The following is a 16,243-nucleotide window of genomic DNA, read 5'->3' as shown; positions in this document are numbered from 1 at the left end:
CGCCGAATAGAAGCCTATGTCACTGATAGTTCTATTGCTTTTGCCCTTCATCGGCAGCTGTGTCGCGGCGCTGCTGCCGCATAACGCCCGTAACGCCGAATCGCTGCTGGCCGGCCTCGTGGCCCTGGTCGGCACTGTGCAGGTGGCCTTGTTGTACCCGCAGATCGCCGACGGCGGCGTGATCCGTGAAACCTATTCCTGGCTGCCCAGCCTGGGCCTGGACTTCGTCCTGCGCCTGGACGGCTTCGCCTGGCTGTTCTCGCTGCTGGTGCTGGGCATTGGCACGCTGGTGTCGTTGTATGCCCGCTACTACATGTCGCCGGACGATCCAGTGCCGCGCTTCTTCGCGTTTTTCCTGGCGTTCATGGGCGCCATGCTCGGCCTGGTGATCTCGGGCAACCTGATCCAGATGGTGTTCTTCTGGGAACTGACCAGCCTGTTCTCGTTCCTGCTGATCGGTTACTGGCACCACCGCGCCGACGCCAGGCGTGGAGCCTATATGGCGTTGATGGTGACCGGGGCTGGCGGTCTGTGCCTGTTGGCCGGGGTGATGCTGCTCGGCCATGTGGTGGGCAGCTATGACCTGGACAAGGTCCTGGCCGCCGGCGACTTGATCCGTACTCATGCCCTCTACCCCATCCTGCTGCCGCTGATCCTGATCGGCGCCCTGAGCAAAAGCGCACAATTCCCTTTCCATTTCTGGCTGCCCCATGCCATGGCCGCCCCCACGCCGGTGTCGGCGTACCTGCACTCGGCCACCATGGTCAAGGCCGGGGTGTTCCTGTTGGCGCGGTTATGGCCGTCGCTGTCGGGCAGCGAAGAGTGGTTCTACATCGTCGGCGGCGCGGGGGCCTGTACGTTGCTGCTGGGCGCCTACTGCGCAATGTTCCAGAACGACCTCAAGGGCCTGCTGGCCTACTCCACCATCAGCCACCTCGGGCTGATCACCCTGCTGCTGGGCCTGAACAGTCCACTGGCGGCCGTGGCGGCCGTGTTTCATATCCTCAACCACGCCACCTTCAAGGCCTCGCTGTTCATGGCCGCCGGGATCATCGACCACGAAAGCGGCACCCGCGACATTCGCAGGCTCAGCGGCCTGGTGCGACTGATTCCGTTCACCGCGACCCTGGCCATGGTCGCTAGCGCGGCGATGGCCGGGGTGCCGCTGCTCAATGGTTTCCTGTCCAAGGAAATGTTCTTCGCCGAGACCGTGTTCATTTCCGCCACGGCCTGGGTCGAACTGGCGCTGCCGATCATCGCCACCATCGCCGGGACCTTCAGCGTCGCCTACTCCTTGCGATTCACCGTGGACGTGTTCTTCGGCCCCACCGCCACCGACCTGCCCCATACCCCCCACGAACCACCGCGCTGGATGCGCGCGCCGGTGGAGTTGCTGGTGTTCACCTGCCTGTTGGTGGGGATCTTTCCGGCCCAGGTGGTCGGCGCGTTGCTCGCGGCGGCTGCACTGCCGGTGGTGGGCGGCACACTGCCGCAGTACAGCCTGGCGATCTGGCACGGCCTGAACGCGCCGATGATCATGAGCCTGGTGGCGATGTCCGGCGGCATCGTGCTGTACCTGCTGCTGCGCAACCAGCTCAGGCAGGGGCATATCAAGCATCCGCCGTTCATTGGCCGCCTCAGCGGCAAGCGCCTGTTCGAGCGCTGCCTGGTGCTGATGATGCGCCAGGGCCGGCGCCTGGAACGACGGATCAGCACCCGCCGCCTGCAGGCCCAGTTGTTCTGGCTGGTCCTCGCCGCCGTGCTCGCGGGGCTGATCCCGATGCTGCACAGCACGCTGGTCTGGGGCGACCGGCCGAAGATCCCCGGTTCCATCGTCTTCGTCACCCTGTGGCTGCTGGCAATCGCCTGTGCCCTGGGCGCGGCCTGGCAGGCCAAGTACCACCGGCTCGCGGCCCTGACCATGGTCAGCGTCTGCGGCCTGATGACCTGCGTAACCTTCGTCTGGTTCTCCGCCCCCGACCTGGCCTTGACGCAACTGGTGGTGGAAGTGGTCACCACCGTGCTGATCCTGCTGGGCCTGCGCTGGCTGCCACGGCGGATCGAGGACGTCTCACCGCTGCCCAACAGCGAGCGGCGCGCGCGTATCCGACGCCTGCGGGACCTGCTGCTGTCCATCGCCGTCGGCGGCGGCATGGCGCTGTTGTCCTATGCGATGCTCACGCGGCAGACGCCTAACGACATTTCTTCGTTCTACTTGAGCCGTGCCCTGCCCGAAGGTGGCGGCAGCAATGTGGTGAACGTGATGCTGGTGGATTTCCGGGGCTTCGACACCCTCGGGGAAATCACCGTGCTGGTGGCGGTGGCCTTGGCGGTGTTCGCCCTGCTGCGGCGTTTCCGTCCACCGAAGGAAAGCATGCAACTGCCGGCGCAACAGCGTCTGCTCGCGCCGGACGTGGTCACCGACCTGGTCAACCCGCGCCATGCCAGCGACACCGCATTGGGCTTCATGATGGTGCCGTCGGTGCTGGTGCGCTTGCTGCTGCCGATCGCCCTGGTGGTGTCGTTCTACCTGTTCATGCGCGGCCACAATCAACCCGGTGGCGGCTTCGTGGCCGGGTTGGTGATGTCGGTGGCGTTCATCCTGCAATACATGGTTGCCGGCACTCAGTGGGTCGAAGCGCAAATGAGCCTGCGTCCACTGCGTTGGATGGGCACCGGGCTGTTGTTCGCCACCGCCACGGGCCTGGGATCGATGGCCGTGGGTTACCCGTTCATGACCACCCACACCTGGCATTTCGAATTACCGCTGCTGGGTGATCTCCATGTGGCCAGCGCGCTGTTCTTCGACATCGGTGTGTACGCCGTGGTGGTCGGCTCCACGCTGTTGATCCTCACCGCCCTGGCGCACCAGTCGGTGCGGGCCCATAAGCCGGGCCTGCAAGCCAAACCCATTGCCCCCGCCAAAGGAGCCACCGCCTGATGGAAGAAGTCATCGCAATCGCAATCGGCGTACTGGCCGCTTCCGGTGTCTGGCTGGTGTTGCGGCCACGGACCTTCCAGGTGGTCATGGGCCTGTGCCTGCTGTCCTACGGCGTCAACCTGTTCATCTTCAGCATGGGCAGCCTGTTCATCGGCAAGGAGCCGATCATCAAGGACGGCGTGCCCCAGGACCTGCTGCACTATACCGACCCGCTGCCCCAGGCCCTGGTGCTGACCGCCATCGTGATCAGCTTCGCCATGACCGCGCTGTTCCTGGTGGTACTGCTGGCGTCCCGAGGACTGACCGGTACCGACCACGTGGACGGACGGGAGCCCAAGGAATGATGTTGACCCCCCATCTGATCGCCGCGCCCATCCTGCTGCCGCTGCTGACCGCCGCGTTGATGCTGATGCTGGGCGAGAAACACCGCCCGCTCAAGGCCCGGATCAATCTGCTTTCCAGCCTGCTGGGCCTGGGCATCGCCGTACTGTTGCTGTACTGGACCCAGGACCAGGCCCTGCCCGCGTCCATTGGTGTGTATCTGCCTGGCAACTGGCAGGCGCCGTTCGGCATTGTCCTGGTGGTCGATCGCCTGTCGGCGCTGATGCTGGTACTGACCGGCATCATTGGCGTCAGCGCCCTGCTCTTCGCCATGGCCCGCTGGGACCGCGCCGGGGCGAGTTTCCACGCGCTGTTCCAGATCCAGTTGATGGGCCTCTACGGCGCCTTCCTGACGGCGGACCTGTTCAACCTGTTCGTGTTCTTCGAGGTGCTGCTGGCGGCCTCCTACGGCTTGCTGCTGCACGGTTCGGGCCGGGCGCGGGTGTCGTCGGGTTTGCACTACATCTCCATCAATCTGCTGGCTTCGTCGTTGTTCCTGATCGGCGCAGCGCTGATCTATGGCGTTACCGGCACGTTGAACATGGCCGACCTGGCCCTGAAAATCCCGCTGGTACCAGAGGCCGACCGCGGCTTGCTGCACGCAGGGGCAGGCATCCTCGCAGTGGCGTTCCTGGCCAAGGCTGGCATGTGGCCGCTGAACTTCTGGCTGGTGCCGGCCTATAGCGCCGCCAGCGCACCAGTGGCGGCGCTGTTTGCGATCATGACCAAGGTTGGCGTCTACACGATCCTGCGCCTGTGGACGTTGCTGTTCTCCGGCCAGGCCGGCGCCTCGGCGTATTTCGGCGCCGACTGGCTGGTCTATGGCGGCATGGCGACCATCGTCTGCGCCGCCATCGCCATTCTGGCGGCCCAACGCCTGGAGCGCATGGCGAGCCTGAGCATCCTGGTGTCGGCCGGGATCCTGTTGTCAGCCATCGGCTTCGCCCAACCCAACCTGGTGGGCGCGGCGCTGTTTTACCTGGTGAGTTCGACCCTGGCACTCTGCGCGCTGTTCTTGCTGGCGGAGCTGATCGAACGTTCGCGCTCGGCCAATGACATGGCCCTGGACGACGACTTCGACACCTTGCCGCGACCGCTGGAATCCTTGCAACCGCCCAAGGGCATCAACCTCGATGACGAGCAGAAAGCCGTGGTTGGGCAAGTGATTCCCTGGACCATGGCCTTCCTTGGCTTGAGCTTTATCTTCTGTGCGCTGTTGATTATCGGCATGCCGCCGTTGTCGGGGTTCATCGGCAAGCTGAGTTTGCTGAGCGCCTTGCTCAATCCTCAGGGGCTCGAAGCCAGCGTCGGGGGGCAGGTATCGAACCAGGCGTGGGGCCTGTTGGCGCTGCTGATCCTGTCGGGGCTGGCCTCGTTGATCGCGTTCTCGCGGCTGGGCATCCAACGGTTCTGGACGCCCCAGGAACGCCCGTCGCCGTTGCTGCGACCGTTCGAATGCCTGCCGATCATCGTGCTGCTGGGCCTGGGCATCGCCCTGACCTTCAAGGCCGAGCCGCTGCTGCGCTATACACAATCGGCGGCCGATGCGCTGAACAATCCGGAGCACTACGTGATGTCGGTCCTCGCCACTCGCGCCGTGCCCAGCCCCGAAACTCGCGCCGCCTTGCGGGAGGTGCAGCCATGAAGCGCCTGTTCCCCGCCCCGTGGCTGTCCCTGGCACTGTGGATACTGTGGCTGGTGATGAACCTGTCACTGAGCGCTGGCCACCTGTTGCTGGGGGCCGCGCTGGGCTTCCTGGCACCGCTGATGATGCGTCCGCTGCGACCGCGGCCGATCCGTATCCGTCGGCCGTGGGTAGTGTTGCGCTTGTTCCTGCTGGTGGGCCGCGACGTACTGGTGTCCAACCTGGCGGTGGCCTGGGGTGTACTGAACGCCAGCCGCCGCCCGCCACGCTCGCGGTTCGTCAAGGTGCCGCTGGACCTGCACGACGCCAACGGCCTGGCGGCGCTGTCGATGATCACCACGGTGGTTCCCGGGACCGTCTGGTCGGAACTGGCCCTGGACCGCAGCATCCTGTTGTTGCATGTGTTCGATCTGGCGGACGAGGCGTCCTTCATCGCCCATTTCAAGGCCACCTACGAGCGCCCGTTGATGGAGATTTTCCAATGAGCCCCTTGCTGTCCAACGCGATCCTGTTGAGCCTGTTCCTGTTCTCCCTGGCGATGGTGTTGACCCTGTGGCGGCTGTTCAAGGGCCCATCGGCCCAGGATCGGGTATTGGCCCTGGACTACCTGTACATCGTGGCGATGCTGATGATGTTGGTGCTGGGCATCCGTTATGCCAGTGACACCTATTTCGAGGCGGCGCTGCTGATCGCCCTGTTCGGCTTTGTCGGCTCGTTTGCCCTGGCCAAGTTCCTGCTGCGCGGCGAGGTGATCGAATGACCGGCGAACTGTCGATGTGGGTCGAAATTCCGGTGGCGATCCTGCTGGTGCTCAGCAGCCTCTGCGCCCTGGCCGGAGCCATCGGCCTGGTGCGGCTGAAGGATTATTTCCAGCGCATGCACCCACCGGCCCTGGCGTCCACACTGGGGGCCTGGTGCGTGGCGCTGGCTTCGATCATCTACTTTTCCGCGCTCAAGTCCGGGCCGGTATTGCACGCCTGGCTGATACCGATCCTGTTGTCCATCACCGTCCCTGTGACCACCCTGCTGCTGGCCCGGGCGGCATTGTTTCGAAAGCGCATGGCTGGGGATGATGTGCCAGCGGAGGTCAGTAGTCGCAAAACCGGGCAGCACGGCTGACGGCTACCTGAGGCGAACACCCTTGTGGCGAGGGAGCTTGCTCCCGCTGGGGTGCGCAGCAGCCCCGAGACCTGTCACCTCGGTGTGCCAGGCTGATTGTGTCCAGTTTTTTGGGAGGGCTGCGCCCTCCAGCGGGAGCAAGCTCCCTCGCCACATTGTGTTCGCCTTTGGGATCGGGTTCGCCTTTAGAAGGATCAGGCCCAGGCCACCGTCAGCAACCCAGCCCCAAGCACCACGCACAACGGCGAATAGACCCAGGTGTCGAGCCTGGCGAATGTCGAGTCCTTGAACTCCTTGAAGAAGCCCACCAGGTTCGATTCGCCAATGGCCCGGGCGAACATCAGCAAGGCAATCGCGCTGATCAGCCACTGCAACGCCCGATGAGTGACCGGCTGCGCCAGCAGGCCGACCCGCAGGCACACCAGCAGCGCAATCATCAGCAGCGCCAGGGCCACCAGCAAGGTCAGCCAGCCCGAGGGATCGAACGCCGGTCGCAGCGCCTCCCCCTGCTTCACCGGCACCTGAGGCACCACAGCCTTGGCCGCCCACCGCCCACCCAGGGCCCAATACATATGAATCAAGCTGATGGCCGCAAACATTGCGACCAGCGACCGAGCCAATAAAAGCGTCATTCGCCAGCCTCCTGAAAAAGGTTGAACAATCATCCTAGCTCGAATTTGGCATTTCGCTGGACGGGCGCAGGTTGCCAGTTTCCAACGAATGACTCATTGCCCAGGATCAAGAGTTCAACCTGTTGGCACACAGGCCGTCCTAGAGGTCGGCAGACACTTTGTCCGCCACCTCCTTGGGCAGCCAGGCCTGCCAGACCTGCGGATGTGCCTTGAGGAATGCCTCGGCGGCTTCACGGGGCGGGGTGCGTTTCTCGCTCATGTCGGCCAGGGCCTTGTTCAACGGTTCGATGGGCAAATCGACTTTGCTGAAGAACTCGGCAATGTCCGGGTATTGCTTCTGGAACGGGGCAGAAACGCCAATCGACAGTTTCGAGGCCAGTGAGCGGGTCGGCTTCGGGTTGGGGTTATCGGCGTCGGTCAGGGTTTTCCAGGCCTCGGCATCGAACGGCGGCTCTTGCAGCTGCACCAACTTGAAACGTCCGAGCAATGGCGTGGGTGACCAGTAGTAGAACAGGATCGGCTTGCCCCGGCGGATCGACGATGTGATCTCCGCGTCCAGCGCCGCCCCCGAGCCGCTGCGGAAGTTCACGTAGCTGTCGGTCAGGCCATACGCCTTGAGCTTTTGCTTGTTCACCACTTCCGATGTCCAGCCGATGGGACTGTTGAGGAAGCGGCCCTTGTCGGGGCTCTCCGGATCCTTGAACACATGCTTGTAGCGCGCAAGGTCCTGGACACTGCGCAGGTCCGGGGCCAGGGGCTTGATGCCCTTGGCCGGGTCGCCCTTGATGACGTACTCGGGTACCCACCAGCCTTCGGTCGCGCCTTTGACGGTGTCACCCAGGGCAACCACCTTGCCTTCGGCCTCGGCCTTGACCCACACCGGGCTACGACCGGCCCATTCCTCGCCGATCACCTGGATGTCGTTATTGGCCAAGGCGGTTTCCAGGGTAATGGTGGTACCCGGCAATGTGTCGGTCGCAAGCCCATAGCCTTTTTCGACGATGATCCGCAGGATATCGGTGATCAGGCTGCCACTTTCCCAGTTCAAGTCGGCAAAGTGGATCGGCGCCGTGGCGGCCGACGCCGGAAGGGGTGAAACCAACACAGCGAAGGTGGCCCAGGCAGCCAGCCACTGTCGAACTCGTTTCATGCTTTGCACCTCATGCTAGATACAGCAATAGCTGAACGGCCCTGCGTAACCGAACGCAAGCCCTGAATAGTTCAGTCAATTGACTGTAGCCGAGGTTCCAGCGAGATCTTGCGAAACTGTCGGCGGTTTGGGCGCACAGCCCCACAAGCCCGATGCCTATGCACTTTTCAGCGGTCCGAAGCGATCACTCGCTGGCCTTGAAGGTCACCAGTTCGCCCTTGCGCCACTTGGCGGCCTTGGCGGTGACCGCCTTCAGGGTCTTGGTCAAGCCTTCTTGCAGCTGTTCGTTGGCCGCAAACACAGTCACCACGCTGTGGCCTTCCTTGAACAGGATTGCCTGACCACCGGGGGTCGTGACGAAGGCGTAATCGCCAAGGCCATAGACCGCCAGCTTGATTTCGCGAAAGCGGATTTCAAACTTGCCACCTTCGCGGCTGGGCAACACCGCTGCGCGAAAATGATCACCGACCTTGAGTTCGAGCCTGGGCTTGTCATCGACCACCAGGGCCGACTCGGTGTCGATTTCGGCGACATAAATACCTTCGGCGGTCTGCTCGGTGATGTAGACGAAACGTGACTGGAAGAGTTTGACCAGTTTTGCCCGCAGGTCACCAAGTACGAATAACGCATGCATGTCGAGATTACTTACTGCCAAGGAAACATCCCCATCTTTGAAAAAGGCCCGCCCTGCGCAAAGGACGGACCACGAGAACCCGTGCCGACTGTAGTGTCGTAATGGACCTGTAACTGAAATTCGAAGTGAACGGCGCGCCCTGTCCCGGGCCGAGAGCAGACTAAAGGTTGCCGCTCTCGCCGTCTTTCCCGGGGGGTCGCCAGAGGCTGAAGGAAAAAGCCACTCTGAGCATCGGAAAAGATGGGACTACTAACTTTAGGGAAGTTTCTCACTTAAAAAAGCAATTTTCTGACATCGAGCCCAAAAAAAATTGCTTTAGATAGGCGCAACCGTCCACACGACACTGCTGATTCTAGAGCAGCCGACGGCGTGGAGACTACTCGAAGTACCCGACAATTCGTCGGTAAACCATAGAAAAGGAATTCACATGGCCACTTTCACAACCCTGCCTCACCCCTTCCCACCTTGCATCGCTGATCCAGCTGACACCTTCGACGGCGTCGATCGCCTGCCTATTTCGTTGATACAGCCGCGTTATCGAGTCGTTTTGGCGGGCAAGTGTTTTTTTCACATTGAGGAAACATCGACCGGACGTGTAAGAGGATTCCGAACCGATCATAACGAAGCCTGCTACCTGGCCAGGCGTCTCGAACGCAGCGCCTGAGCTTATCTATGCCCGTCCATGACTTAACTCAGCCGTCGACGGGCAACTGCTGCCATACTGCCCGCCCAGCGAAGCCGTCGCCCATCGACGGATCGCGCACCCATAGTATGACTTCGAGGAGAAGGCGCGACGTGACGGAATTTGATATCGGCGAATTTTTTATCCGGGGCGAAGCCAGAGAAATCGAAGGCGAGTTCCAGGCCGTCATCGTTATGCGCGCCAAGCCACCCTTGACCACCGTCAGTTGCCACCAGGTGGAGAAGGATCGCTGGTTCAAGACTGCGGAGATCGCCGCCGAGGCAGCCAGGGAAGCGGCCAAGGCCTTGAAGGCCGCCGTGGACGAAGGGGCCTTGAAAGCCTGAGCCCGATCGAACTCCTGATGACCGCTTGCCTCAGATAAAGGGAAGCACCGAGGCGCCACGACGGCGCCCTGCCCAAAGGAGACTCCCATGGAACAACCTTCCCACGAACTCAAGACCCTGTTCGACCAACTGGGCCTACCCTCCGACGACAAGGCCATTGACGACTTCATCATCGCCCACCCGCTGACCCCGGAGACCAAGCTGGTGGAGGCCGATTTCTGGTCGGACCAGCAAAAAGACCTGCTCCGGGAATGGCTGCTCGCCGATGGCGAAGAGGCAGTGCTGGTGGATCAGCTGAACGTGCGCCTGCACGACGGCAAGTAGCGGCAAGTCCCATTGGCGTGTGCACCAGCGCCTTTGTGGCGATTGGGATTTACCTGTGGGAGCAAAGCTTGCTCGCGATGAAGACGACGCGGTTTTCCAGGGAACCGAGGCGCCTGCATCGCGAGCTAGCTTTGCTCCCGCAGCCTAGCGCGGCTTCTCGGGTTTGTAGCCCAGGCGCAAGCCTCCCCAGTGACGCCCCTTGAGCATGATCGGGACCGAAAGATCGTGCATCAACTCACCCGTGTCGCGGGTGTAGGTCTGGAGCAGCACTGGCTGCTGGTGGCTGCCGCAGCGGATCCCGGTGCGATCGGAGAATTTGCGCTTGGTGCGGTTATTCAGCGTGTCCACCTGGGGATCGCCGGTCAGCGGTTGGCTGAAGACCTTGTTATGGGTCGGCACATAGCCCTGCTGGGTGCAGGCAATCGCAAACACCAGGCCCTCATGCCGGGCAAGCAAGGGCTCCTGGATCGCCGGCAGTACCTGGTCGGTGTAACGGTCAAAACGGGTCTGGAATTTGGCTGGCTGGGTATTGGGGATGGGCTGGTAGTTGCGGTCGAACAGGTCATCCAGGCTGACACGGCCCTGGTCGATATCGGCTTCGAACTGCGCAGCGATCTGGCTCGCCCCTTCCCGCGCTAGGTCGTAGACCCGTTGGTGATAATCGTCGAGACCCACCTCGGCCAGGCGTTCGCTGATGGTTTCGGCCTGACCTTCCATTTGTACCGCCGCCTCGGCCAGGCGCTGGGTCTGCTGGTCGCTGATGGACAGGTCGCCGCGCATCTGCTCGATGGCGTGGAACAGGCTGTCGAGTTGTTCGCGATTGGTGTCGGTGCCTTCGGCGATGGCGCTGACCTGGGTTTCGACGCCAGCGGCGAGCCGGGCGATGTTTTCCAAGTGTTGGCCGGTGTGTTCGACCTGCTGCACGCCAATGTCCAGGTCAGCGGCCAGTTGACGGATCTGCTCCACCACCTGGGCGGTGCGCTGCTGGATGTCGGCCACCATCACGCCGACCTCGCCCGTCGCCGCAGCCGTGCGCCCGGCCAGGCCGCGGACCTCATCGGCCACCACCGCGAACCCACGGCCATGCTCACCAGCCCGCGCCGCCTCGATGGCCGCGTTCAGCGCCAGCAGGTTGGTCTGGCTGGCGATCGACTGGATCACCAGGCTGACCCGCTGGATTTCATCGCTGCGCACACTCAAGGCCTCGATCAACTCACGGCTGTCGTTTGCGCGCTGGCTGAGCTGGTGCATGCGGCTGATCGATTCCACCAGTTCGCTGCGCCCGGCCACACTGCTGCGATGGGCCTCGCTGGCGGCGCCCAGCGCTTGCTGGCTGAGTTGCGAAGTGGCTTGCTCGGTGGCGATCATCGATTCGGCATTGCTGACGATCTGCGCCGCCGCGTCGAGTTGGGACTGGACCTTGCCGGCCAGTTGCTTGACCGAATAGGCGACACCGGCCGCTGACAGCGCATTATGGCTGGTAGTGTAGGACAGGTCGCGAGTCAGCTCGGCCAGTGTGTCGGTCGCGGGTGCGGACGCTGCGGCCACGCGCGAACGCAGGCGTGGCAACCAGACGATGAGCATGACCAGCGGCAGGCCCAGGTACAGCGACCAGCCGCCCAGGGCCATGCCGCACAGCAGCAATGCCAGGGCGAGACTCTGCAAGGTCGGCGTCAGCCAGCGCGCCGTGCTTTTTGTCTCAGGTACCGAGGCCGACACTGCACCGGTCAGCGTTCCGTCTGTCGCCATGTTCGTCACCCACACTCTCGTTGTTATGACCGCATTAAACGCCACTACAGAGCCATTATCCATGGTCCATTAGTCGCGTTCTTGCAGCAGATCAACGGGAGTAGACGAACGAGCACAGGCGAAAGCAAAAGATCGCGGCCTTCGTCAAAAGGTCGCGATCTTTTTGGAAAACGCGAATCAGGCCTGACGCTGGTGCTTGTCGATCTGTTCGTGACGTTCCTGGGCTTCGATGCAGTACTTGGTGGTCGGGCTGATCAGCAGGCGCTTGAGGCCGATCGGCTCGCCGCTGTCGTCGCACCAGCCGAAGCTGTCGTCGTTGATGCGGTCCAGGGCCTGCTCCAACTGAGGCAGCATGCGCTGGTCGCGATCGATGGCGTTGACCAGCCAGGTACGCTCTTCTTCTACGGAAGCAGCGTCCGCCGGGTCAGCCGGGGTGTCCAGGCTCTCAATGGCGATTCGGTTCTGTTCGATGCGCTCGTGGGTTTCAACTTTCATGTTCTGCAACAGCTTGGTGAAGAAAGCCAGCTGCTCGGCATTCATGTAGTCATCCGCCGGCATGGCCAGCAACTTTTCCTTTGTCATTGATATCTCTATAAAAAAACGTGCATTAAGGCGAATTATGGAGCGTCCCGCAGCGCAGCTGCGACGCTCATCAGGAAGGCGCCGTCTATTCCAAGCGCCACCCGGCACTCAATTTAAGAGGGGCGGCAGTCTAAGGCCGAGTCGAGGCCTCAGCAACTGAAAACATAGGTAAAATGTCCGACAACCCCTTCAAATGTTCTCTGACAGGCTTTTGGCAGTCATCGGAGTGCGTTTATAACAAGAAATTCGGTGCAATAGCTGTATTGAGAAGACAAATGGCAACGCCACGCGGGTCAGGCGTGGCGCTTTGTCACAATTTCCGGGTCTCAGCGCTTGAGTTTGCGCTTGTTGCGGTACTGGTCGATGACCACCGCCACCACGATGATCAGCCCCTTGATGATGTCCTGGATGTAAGCATCGACACCGACGAAGGTGAAACCGCTGGCCATCACCCCGAGGATCAGCGCCCCGATCACGGTGCCAGTGATGCGCCCCACCCCGCCCGCCAGGCTGGTGCCGCCGATCACGGCCGCGGCAATCGCGTCCAGCTCATAGGACATGCCCATGCCCGCCTGTCCGGTCGCCGCCCGCGCCGAGGCCACCACCCCGGCCAACCCCGCCAACAACCCGGCAATGCTGTAGACGATCACCAGATGGCGCTTGACGTTGATGCCCGACGTACGCGCCGCCTGCATGTTGCCGCCGATGGCGTAGGTGTACTTGCCATACTTGGTGTAGCGCAGGGCGATGTGGAAGATCACCGCCACCACCAGGAAGATGATCACCGGCATCGCGCCATGCCCAATGGCGGTATAGGAATCGGACAGCATGCTCACCGGTTGGCCTTCGGTGTAGTAGCGCGCCAAGCCACGGGCCGAGACCATCATGCCGAGGGTGGCAATGAACGGCGGAATACCGGTCATGGCGATGATGCTGCCGTTGATCGCCCCGGCCAGCAGCCCTACGCCGAGCCCCGCCACCACCGGTATCCACACCGGCAAGTCCGTCAAGGAGGGAAACACCGCCCGGGCGAAGTCGGAAGTCTGGGCCAGGCTGGCGGCAATCATCGCCGACAGCGCCAGCACCGAGCCGGACGACAGGTCGATACCGGTGGTGATGATCACCTGGGTCACGCCGATGGCCAGCAGGCCGATGATCGACACTTGCAGGATCATCAGCACCAGGCGCTGGGAGTTCATCAGGAAACTCTGGTCGCGCATGATCCAGCCGAACATTTCGAACACCAGGCCGATGCCGATCAGCACCAGGAAGATACTCAGTTCCGTCGGCAACCGTCGGCGGGTCCTGTTCGGTGCTGCCGCGGGTTTGTTTTCCAGTATCGCGTTCATAGCCACTTACCTTTTTTATCTGGACTGACGAGCATCAGGACAAGCCTGATGCCAGTTGCATGACTCGTTCCTGGGTCGCTTCGCTGCGGTCGAGGGTGCCCATCAAGTCGCCTTCGTGCATCACCATGACCCGGTCGCTCATGCCCAGCACTTCCGGCAGCTCCGAGGAAATCATGATCACCGCCATGCCTTCGCTGGCAAGGTAGGAGATCAGCCGGTAGATCTCGGCCTTGGCACCGACATCGATGCCACGGGTCGGCTCGTCGAGGATCAGGATGCGCGGGTTGGTCATCAGCCAGCGGGCCAGCAGCGCTTTCTGCTGGTTGCCGCCAGATAAAGTATCGATGCACTGTTCCAGCGACGGGGTCTTGACCCGCAACTTCTTGCACATGTCTTCACACAAGGCGCGCAGGGCTTTCTGCTGGATGAAGCCGTTGCCGACGTAATGGGGCAACACCGCCATCTCCATGTTTTCCAGTACCGACAGGCACGGGAACAGGCCACTGAGCTTGCGGTCCTCGGTCAACAGCGCGAAGCCTTTCTCGATGGCCATGTGCGGGTCGCTGATGCGCACCGGTTGGCCATCGAGCAGGATTTCGCCACCGGTACTCGGGGTCACGCCGAAAATCGCCTCGGCCACGTTGGTCCGGCCCGAGCCCATCAACCCGGCGATGCCGAGGATCTCCCCGGCATGCAGGTCGAAGGACACGCCTTTGAAGATGCCGTCCAGGCTCAGGTCGCGCACCGACAGTACCAATTCGCCGATGGGTTGCTCGCGCACCGGGAACAACTGGCTCAGTTCCCGCCCGACCATCATCGAAATCAGGCTGTCGCCGTCCATGCTGTCGGCCCGTTGCAGGCCGATGTAGGCACCGTCGCGAAACACCGCCACTTCATCGGCGATGGCAAACACCTCGTTCATTTTGTGGGTGATGTAGATGATGCCTTTGCCCTGGGACTTGAGGTCGGCAATGATCGAGAACAGGTGGGCGACTTCGGTCTCGGTAATGGCCGAGGTCGGCTCGTCCATGATCAGGATGTCGGAGTCATACGAGACGGCCTTGGCAATCTCCACCATCTGCCGCTCGGCGATGCTCAGGTTGCCCACCTGCTCCTCGGGGTCGAGCTTGATGCGCAGGCGCTCCAGCAGGCGGGCGGTGCAGCGATGCATCTCACCATGGTCGACCATGTGCAGGCCGTTGAGCTGCTCGCGACCGATCCAGATGTTTTCGGCGATGCTCATGTGGGGCATCAGGTTCAGTTCCTGATGGATCATCGCGATGCCGGCCTGCAAGGCCGCCAGCGGCGTGTCGAACGTCACCGGCTTGCCGCGCAGACGCAGTTCGCCGGCGTCCGGCTGGTAGATACCGGCGATGATTTTCATCAAGGTGGATTTGCCCGCGCCATTCTCGCCCATCAGGGCCAGCACGGAACCGGGGCGTACCCGCAGTTGTACATCGGACAGGGCCACCACGCCGGGAAAGCCTTTGCTGACATTGACGACTTCCAGCAGATACGGTTCATCAGGTATTGCGTCCGGCCGGAAAGTCATCGCCGGGGCGCTCGAAGCAGTCGCTGAAGCGAACATGATCAGGTACTCCCTCGGCAAGGTCGGCGTTGCAACCTTGCCTGTTTATTGTTGTGGTGGGACCGGTGCGTCAAACGTCACTTGAACTGATCGACGTTTTCCGGCGTGATCAGGCGATACGGCACCCAGACGGACTGTTCGACCGGCTGTTTCTTGACCATTTTCACCGCCGTATCGATCGAGCCGTCGGCCTGGCCCTTGGCGTCCTGGAACACCGAGACGGCCATCTCGCCTTTCTTGATCGCGTTCAAACCGTCCGGCGTGCCATCGACCCCGGCAATCAGTACGCTGCCCTTCTTGGTGCCCGCCTGCTTGAGGGCCATGGCGGCACCGATGGCCATCTCGTCGTTGTTGGACACCACAGCCTGGAACTCGCGGCCCTGGGTCAGCCAGTCATTGACCAGGGTCATGCCCTTGTCACGGGACCAGGTGCCCGTCTGTTCCTGCTCGATCTTGATGCCGGGGTATTTGGCCAGCACCTCCTTGACGCCCTTGGTGCGGTTGGTGGTGGAGTTATTGGCGAGGTCGCCCAGCAGAATCACGATGTCGCCCTTGCCGCCCATCTTGTCGGCCAGGTATTGCATCTGCATGCGGCCGGCTTCCAGGTCATCGGAGGCCACGGTGACCACACCTTCTGGCAACTTCGGATCGTCCGGACGGCGGTTGACGTACACCAGTGGAATACCGGCGGCCACGGCGGCCTTGGTGATGCGCTGGGTTGCGGCGGTGTCCACCGGGTTGACGATGAGCGCATCGACCTTCTGGCTGATGAAGCTTTCCACCTGGCTCAACTGCTTGACCACGTCGCTGCGCGCGTCTTCGAACTGCAGGGTGACGCCGTCCGGCAGGGACTTGGCTTTCTTGTCCATGGATTCGCGCAGGTAAGTCAACCAGGTGTCATCGAACTGGGACATGCTGACGCCGATCTTCAGGTCCGCCAGGGCAGCGCCGCTGGTAAGCATCAACGACAGGGCCAGCGAGGCGATACGGGTCTTGGTCTTCATGAACGGTCTTTCTCCACTTTTTTGTTGGTTTTATGGATAAGGCGTGACGGATCAGGAACGGGGCAAGCGCACGATGGGCGCGCCGGGCATGCAACACACCACGGCGCCGTTGCGCTGGA

At 62.2% G+C, this 16,243-nt stretch carries 17 protein-coding genes; 9 read left to right on the top strand and 8 right to left on the bottom strand.

Translation table 11 applies throughout. The features are described 5' to 3' along the window. The first annotated feature begins 16 nt into the window (after window positions 1-16). From KI237_RS12680 to KI237_RS12655, 6 genes are read left to right on the top strand one after another with little or no spacing between them, the layout of a single operon-like run. Entirely contained in the window at window positions 17-2,941 is a 2,925-nt protein-coding gene (locus KI237_RS12680; protein ID WP_212800096.1) for a monovalent cation/H+ antiporter subunit A, read from the top strand. Then, a complete protein-coding gene (locus tag KI237_RS12675) occupies window positions 2,941-3,285 on the top strand; it encodes a Na+/H+ antiporter subunit C (RefSeq protein WP_003202835.1) in 345 nt (114 codons plus the stop codon). The genes KI237_RS12680 and KI237_RS12675 overlap by 1 nt, the downstream gene beginning before the upstream one ends. Next, window positions 3,282-4,967: a monovalent cation/H+ antiporter subunit D gene (locus KI237_RS12670; protein ID WP_212800095.1), complete on the top strand. Its 1,686-nt coding sequence runs from the start codon at window positions 3,282-3,284 to the stop codon at window positions 4,965-4,967. The genes KI237_RS12675 and KI237_RS12670 overlap by 4 nt, the downstream gene beginning before the upstream one ends. Further along, window positions 4,964-5,452 carry a Na+/H+ antiporter subunit E gene (locus tag KI237_RS12665; RefSeq protein WP_212800094.1) on the top strand — a complete coding sequence of 163 codons (489 nt, stop codon included), beginning with the start codon at window positions 4,964-4,966 and terminating at the stop codon, window positions 5,450-5,452. The genes KI237_RS12670 and KI237_RS12665 overlap by 4 nt, the downstream gene beginning before the upstream one ends. After that, window positions 5,449-5,727: a K+/H+ antiporter subunit F gene (locus KI237_RS12660; RefSeq protein WP_003202841.1), complete on the top strand. Its 279-nt coding sequence runs from the start codon at window positions 5,449-5,451 to the stop codon at window positions 5,725-5,727. The genes KI237_RS12665 and KI237_RS12660 overlap by 4 nt, the downstream gene beginning before the upstream one ends. Beyond that, complete coding sequence (locus KI237_RS12655) at window positions 5,724-6,086, top strand: Na+/H+ antiporter subunit G (RefSeq protein WP_212800093.1); 363 nt, start codon at window positions 5,724-5,726, stop codon at window positions 6,084-6,086. Before KI237_RS12660 ends, KI237_RS12655 begins: the two co-directional genes overlap by 4 nt. A 194-nt stretch (window positions 6,087-6,280) precedes the next feature. Here the strand turns inward: KI237_RS12655 and KI237_RS12650 are convergent, their stop codons facing one another. From KI237_RS12650 to KI237_RS12640, 3 genes are all read right to left on the bottom strand, one after another. Continuing rightward, window positions 6,281-6,718, bottom strand: a complete 438-nt coding sequence (locus KI237_RS12650) for a DUF3995 domain-containing protein (protein ID WP_212800092.1) — start codon at window positions 6,716-6,718, stop codon at window positions 6,281-6,283. 139 nt (window positions 6,719-6,857) lie between these two features. Further along, the gene (locus KI237_RS12645) at window positions 6,858-7,868 is read right to left on the bottom strand and encodes an ABC transporter substrate-binding protein (protein WP_212800091.1); all 1,011 of its coding nucleotides are present in this window, start codon (window positions 7,866-7,868) and stop codon (window positions 6,858-6,860) included. A 184-nt stretch (window positions 7,869-8,052) separates the two neighbouring features. Continuing rightward, complete coding sequence (locus KI237_RS12640; protein ID WP_212800593.1) at window positions 8,053-8,502, bottom strand: hypothetical protein; 450 nt, start codon at window positions 8,500-8,502, stop codon at window positions 8,053-8,055. Window positions 8,503-8,929: 427 nt separating this feature from the next. Between KI237_RS12640 and KI237_RS30975 the strand changes: the two genes are divergently transcribed. From KI237_RS30975 to KI237_RS12630, 3 genes are all read left to right on the top strand, one after another. Then, entirely contained in the window at window positions 8,930-9,166 is a 237-nt protein-coding gene (locus KI237_RS30975) for a hypothetical protein (RefSeq protein WP_502937083.1), read from the top strand. A gap of 131 nt (window positions 9,167-9,297) precedes the next feature. Beyond that, a complete protein-coding gene (locus tag KI237_RS12635) occupies window positions 9,298-9,528 on the top strand; it encodes a hypothetical protein (protein ID WP_212800090.1) in 231 nt (76 codons plus the stop codon). An 87-nt stretch (window positions 9,529-9,615) separates the two neighbouring features. After that, window positions 9,616-9,852: a DUF2789 family protein gene (locus KI237_RS12630; RefSeq protein ID WP_212800089.1), complete on the top strand. Its 237-nt coding sequence runs from the start codon at window positions 9,616-9,618 to the stop codon at window positions 9,850-9,852. A 144-nt stretch (window positions 9,853-9,996) separates the two neighbouring features. On the opposite strand, the gene KI237_RS12625 is transcribed toward KI237_RS12630, so the two are convergent. The 5 genes from KI237_RS12625 to KI237_RS12605 form a co-directional block, all read right to left on the bottom strand. Beyond that, on the bottom strand, window positions 9,997-11,220 hold the full coding sequence (locus KI237_RS12625; RefSeq protein ID WP_502937113.1) for a methyl-accepting chemotaxis protein: 1,224 nt from the start codon (window positions 11,218-11,220) through the stop codon (window positions 9,997-9,999). Window positions 11,221-11,778: 558 nt separating this feature from the next. Next, on the bottom strand, window positions 11,779-12,183 hold the full coding sequence (locus tag KI237_RS12620; protein WP_003202859.1) for a TraR/DksA family transcriptional regulator: 405 nt from the start codon (window positions 12,181-12,183) through the stop codon (window positions 11,779-11,781). 326 nt (window positions 12,184-12,509) lie between these two features. Further along, window positions 12,510-13,532 (bottom strand): ABC transporter permease, encoded by a 1,023-nt coding sequence (locus KI237_RS12615; protein WP_053122794.1) that lies wholly within the window; start codon window positions 13,530-13,532, stop codon window positions 12,510-12,512. A 34-nt stretch (window positions 13,533-13,566) separates the two neighbouring features. Then, on the bottom strand, window positions 13,567-15,120 hold the full coding sequence (locus tag KI237_RS12610; RefSeq protein ID WP_212800087.1) for a sugar ABC transporter ATP-binding protein: 1,554 nt from the start codon (window positions 15,118-15,120) through the stop codon (window positions 13,567-13,569). 77 nt (window positions 15,121-15,197) lie between these two features. Continuing rightward, entirely contained in the window at window positions 15,198-16,124 is a 927-nt protein-coding gene (locus KI237_RS12605) for a sugar ABC transporter substrate-binding protein (RefSeq protein WP_212800086.1), read from the bottom strand. Between the last annotated feature and the right edge of the window lie 119 nt (window positions 16,125-16,243).

The organism is Pseudomonas sp. St316 (assembly GCF_018325905.1).
Lineage (GTDB): Bacteria > Pseudomonadota > Gammaproteobacteria > Pseudomonadales > Pseudomonadaceae > Aquipseudomonas.
This window is presented reverse-complemented; position numbering and strand designations above follow the sequence as displayed.

Excerpts from the sequence above, each read along its gene's own strand:
- KI237_RS12640 (WP_212800593.1), bottom strand. The coding sequence starts at position 8,502 with ATGCATGCGTTATTCGTACTTGGTGACCTGCGGGCAAAACTGGTCAAA.
- KI237_RS12630 (WP_212800089.1), top strand. The coding sequence starts at position 9,616 with ATGGAACAACCTTCCCACGAACTCAAGACCCTGTTCGACCAACTGGGC.
- KI237_RS12675 (WP_003202835.1), top strand. The coding sequence starts at position 2,941 with ATGGAAGAAGTCATCGCAATCGCAATCGGCGTACTGGCCGCTTCCGGT.
- KI237_RS12605 (WP_212800086.1), bottom strand. The coding sequence starts at position 16,124 with ATGAAGACCAAGACCCGTATCGCCTCGCTGGCCCTGTCGTTGATGCTT.
- KI237_RS12650 (WP_212800092.1), bottom strand. The coding sequence starts at position 6,718 with ATGACGCTTTTATTGGCTCGGTCGCTGGTCGCAATGTTTGCGGCCATC.
- KI237_RS12665 (WP_212800094.1), top strand. The coding sequence starts at position 4,964 with ATGAAGCGCCTGTTCCCCGCCCCGTGGCTGTCCCTGGCACTGTGGATA.
- KI237_RS12680 (WP_212800096.1), top strand. The coding sequence starts at position 17 with ATGTCACTGATAGTTCTATTGCTTTTGCCCTTCATCGGCAGCTGTGTC.
- KI237_RS12670 (WP_212800095.1), top strand. The coding sequence starts at position 3,282 with ATGATGTTGACCCCCCATCTGATCGCCGCGCCCATCCTGCTGCCGCTG.
- KI237_RS12655 (WP_212800093.1), top strand. The coding sequence starts at position 5,724 with ATGACCGGCGAACTGTCGATGTGGGTCGAAATTCCGGTGGCGATCCTG.
- KI237_RS12645 (WP_212800091.1), bottom strand. The coding sequence starts at position 7,868 with ATGAAACGAGTTCGACAGTGGCTGGCTGCCTGGGCCACCTTCGCTGTG.
- KI237_RS12620 (WP_003202859.1), bottom strand. The coding sequence starts at position 12,183 with ATGACAAAGGAAAAGTTGCTGGCCATGCCGGCGGATGACTACATGAAT.
- KI237_RS12625 (WP_502937113.1), bottom strand. The coding sequence starts at position 11,220 with ATGATCGCCACCGAGCAAGCCACTTCGCAACTCAGCCAGCAAGCGCTG.
- KI237_RS12615 (WP_053122794.1), bottom strand. The coding sequence starts at position 13,532 with ATGAACGCGATACTGGAAAACAAACCCGCGGCAGCACCGAACAGGACC.
- KI237_RS12610 (WP_212800087.1), bottom strand. The coding sequence starts at position 15,120 with ATGTTCGCTTCAGCGACTGCTTCGAGCGCCCCGGCGATGACTTTCCGG.
- KI237_RS30975 (WP_502937083.1), top strand. The coding sequence starts at position 8,930 with ATGGCCACTTTCACAACCCTGCCTCACCCCTTCCCACCTTGCATCGCT.
- KI237_RS12660 (WP_003202841.1), top strand. The coding sequence starts at position 5,449 with ATGAGCCCCTTGCTGTCCAACGCGATCCTGTTGAGCCTGTTCCTGTTC.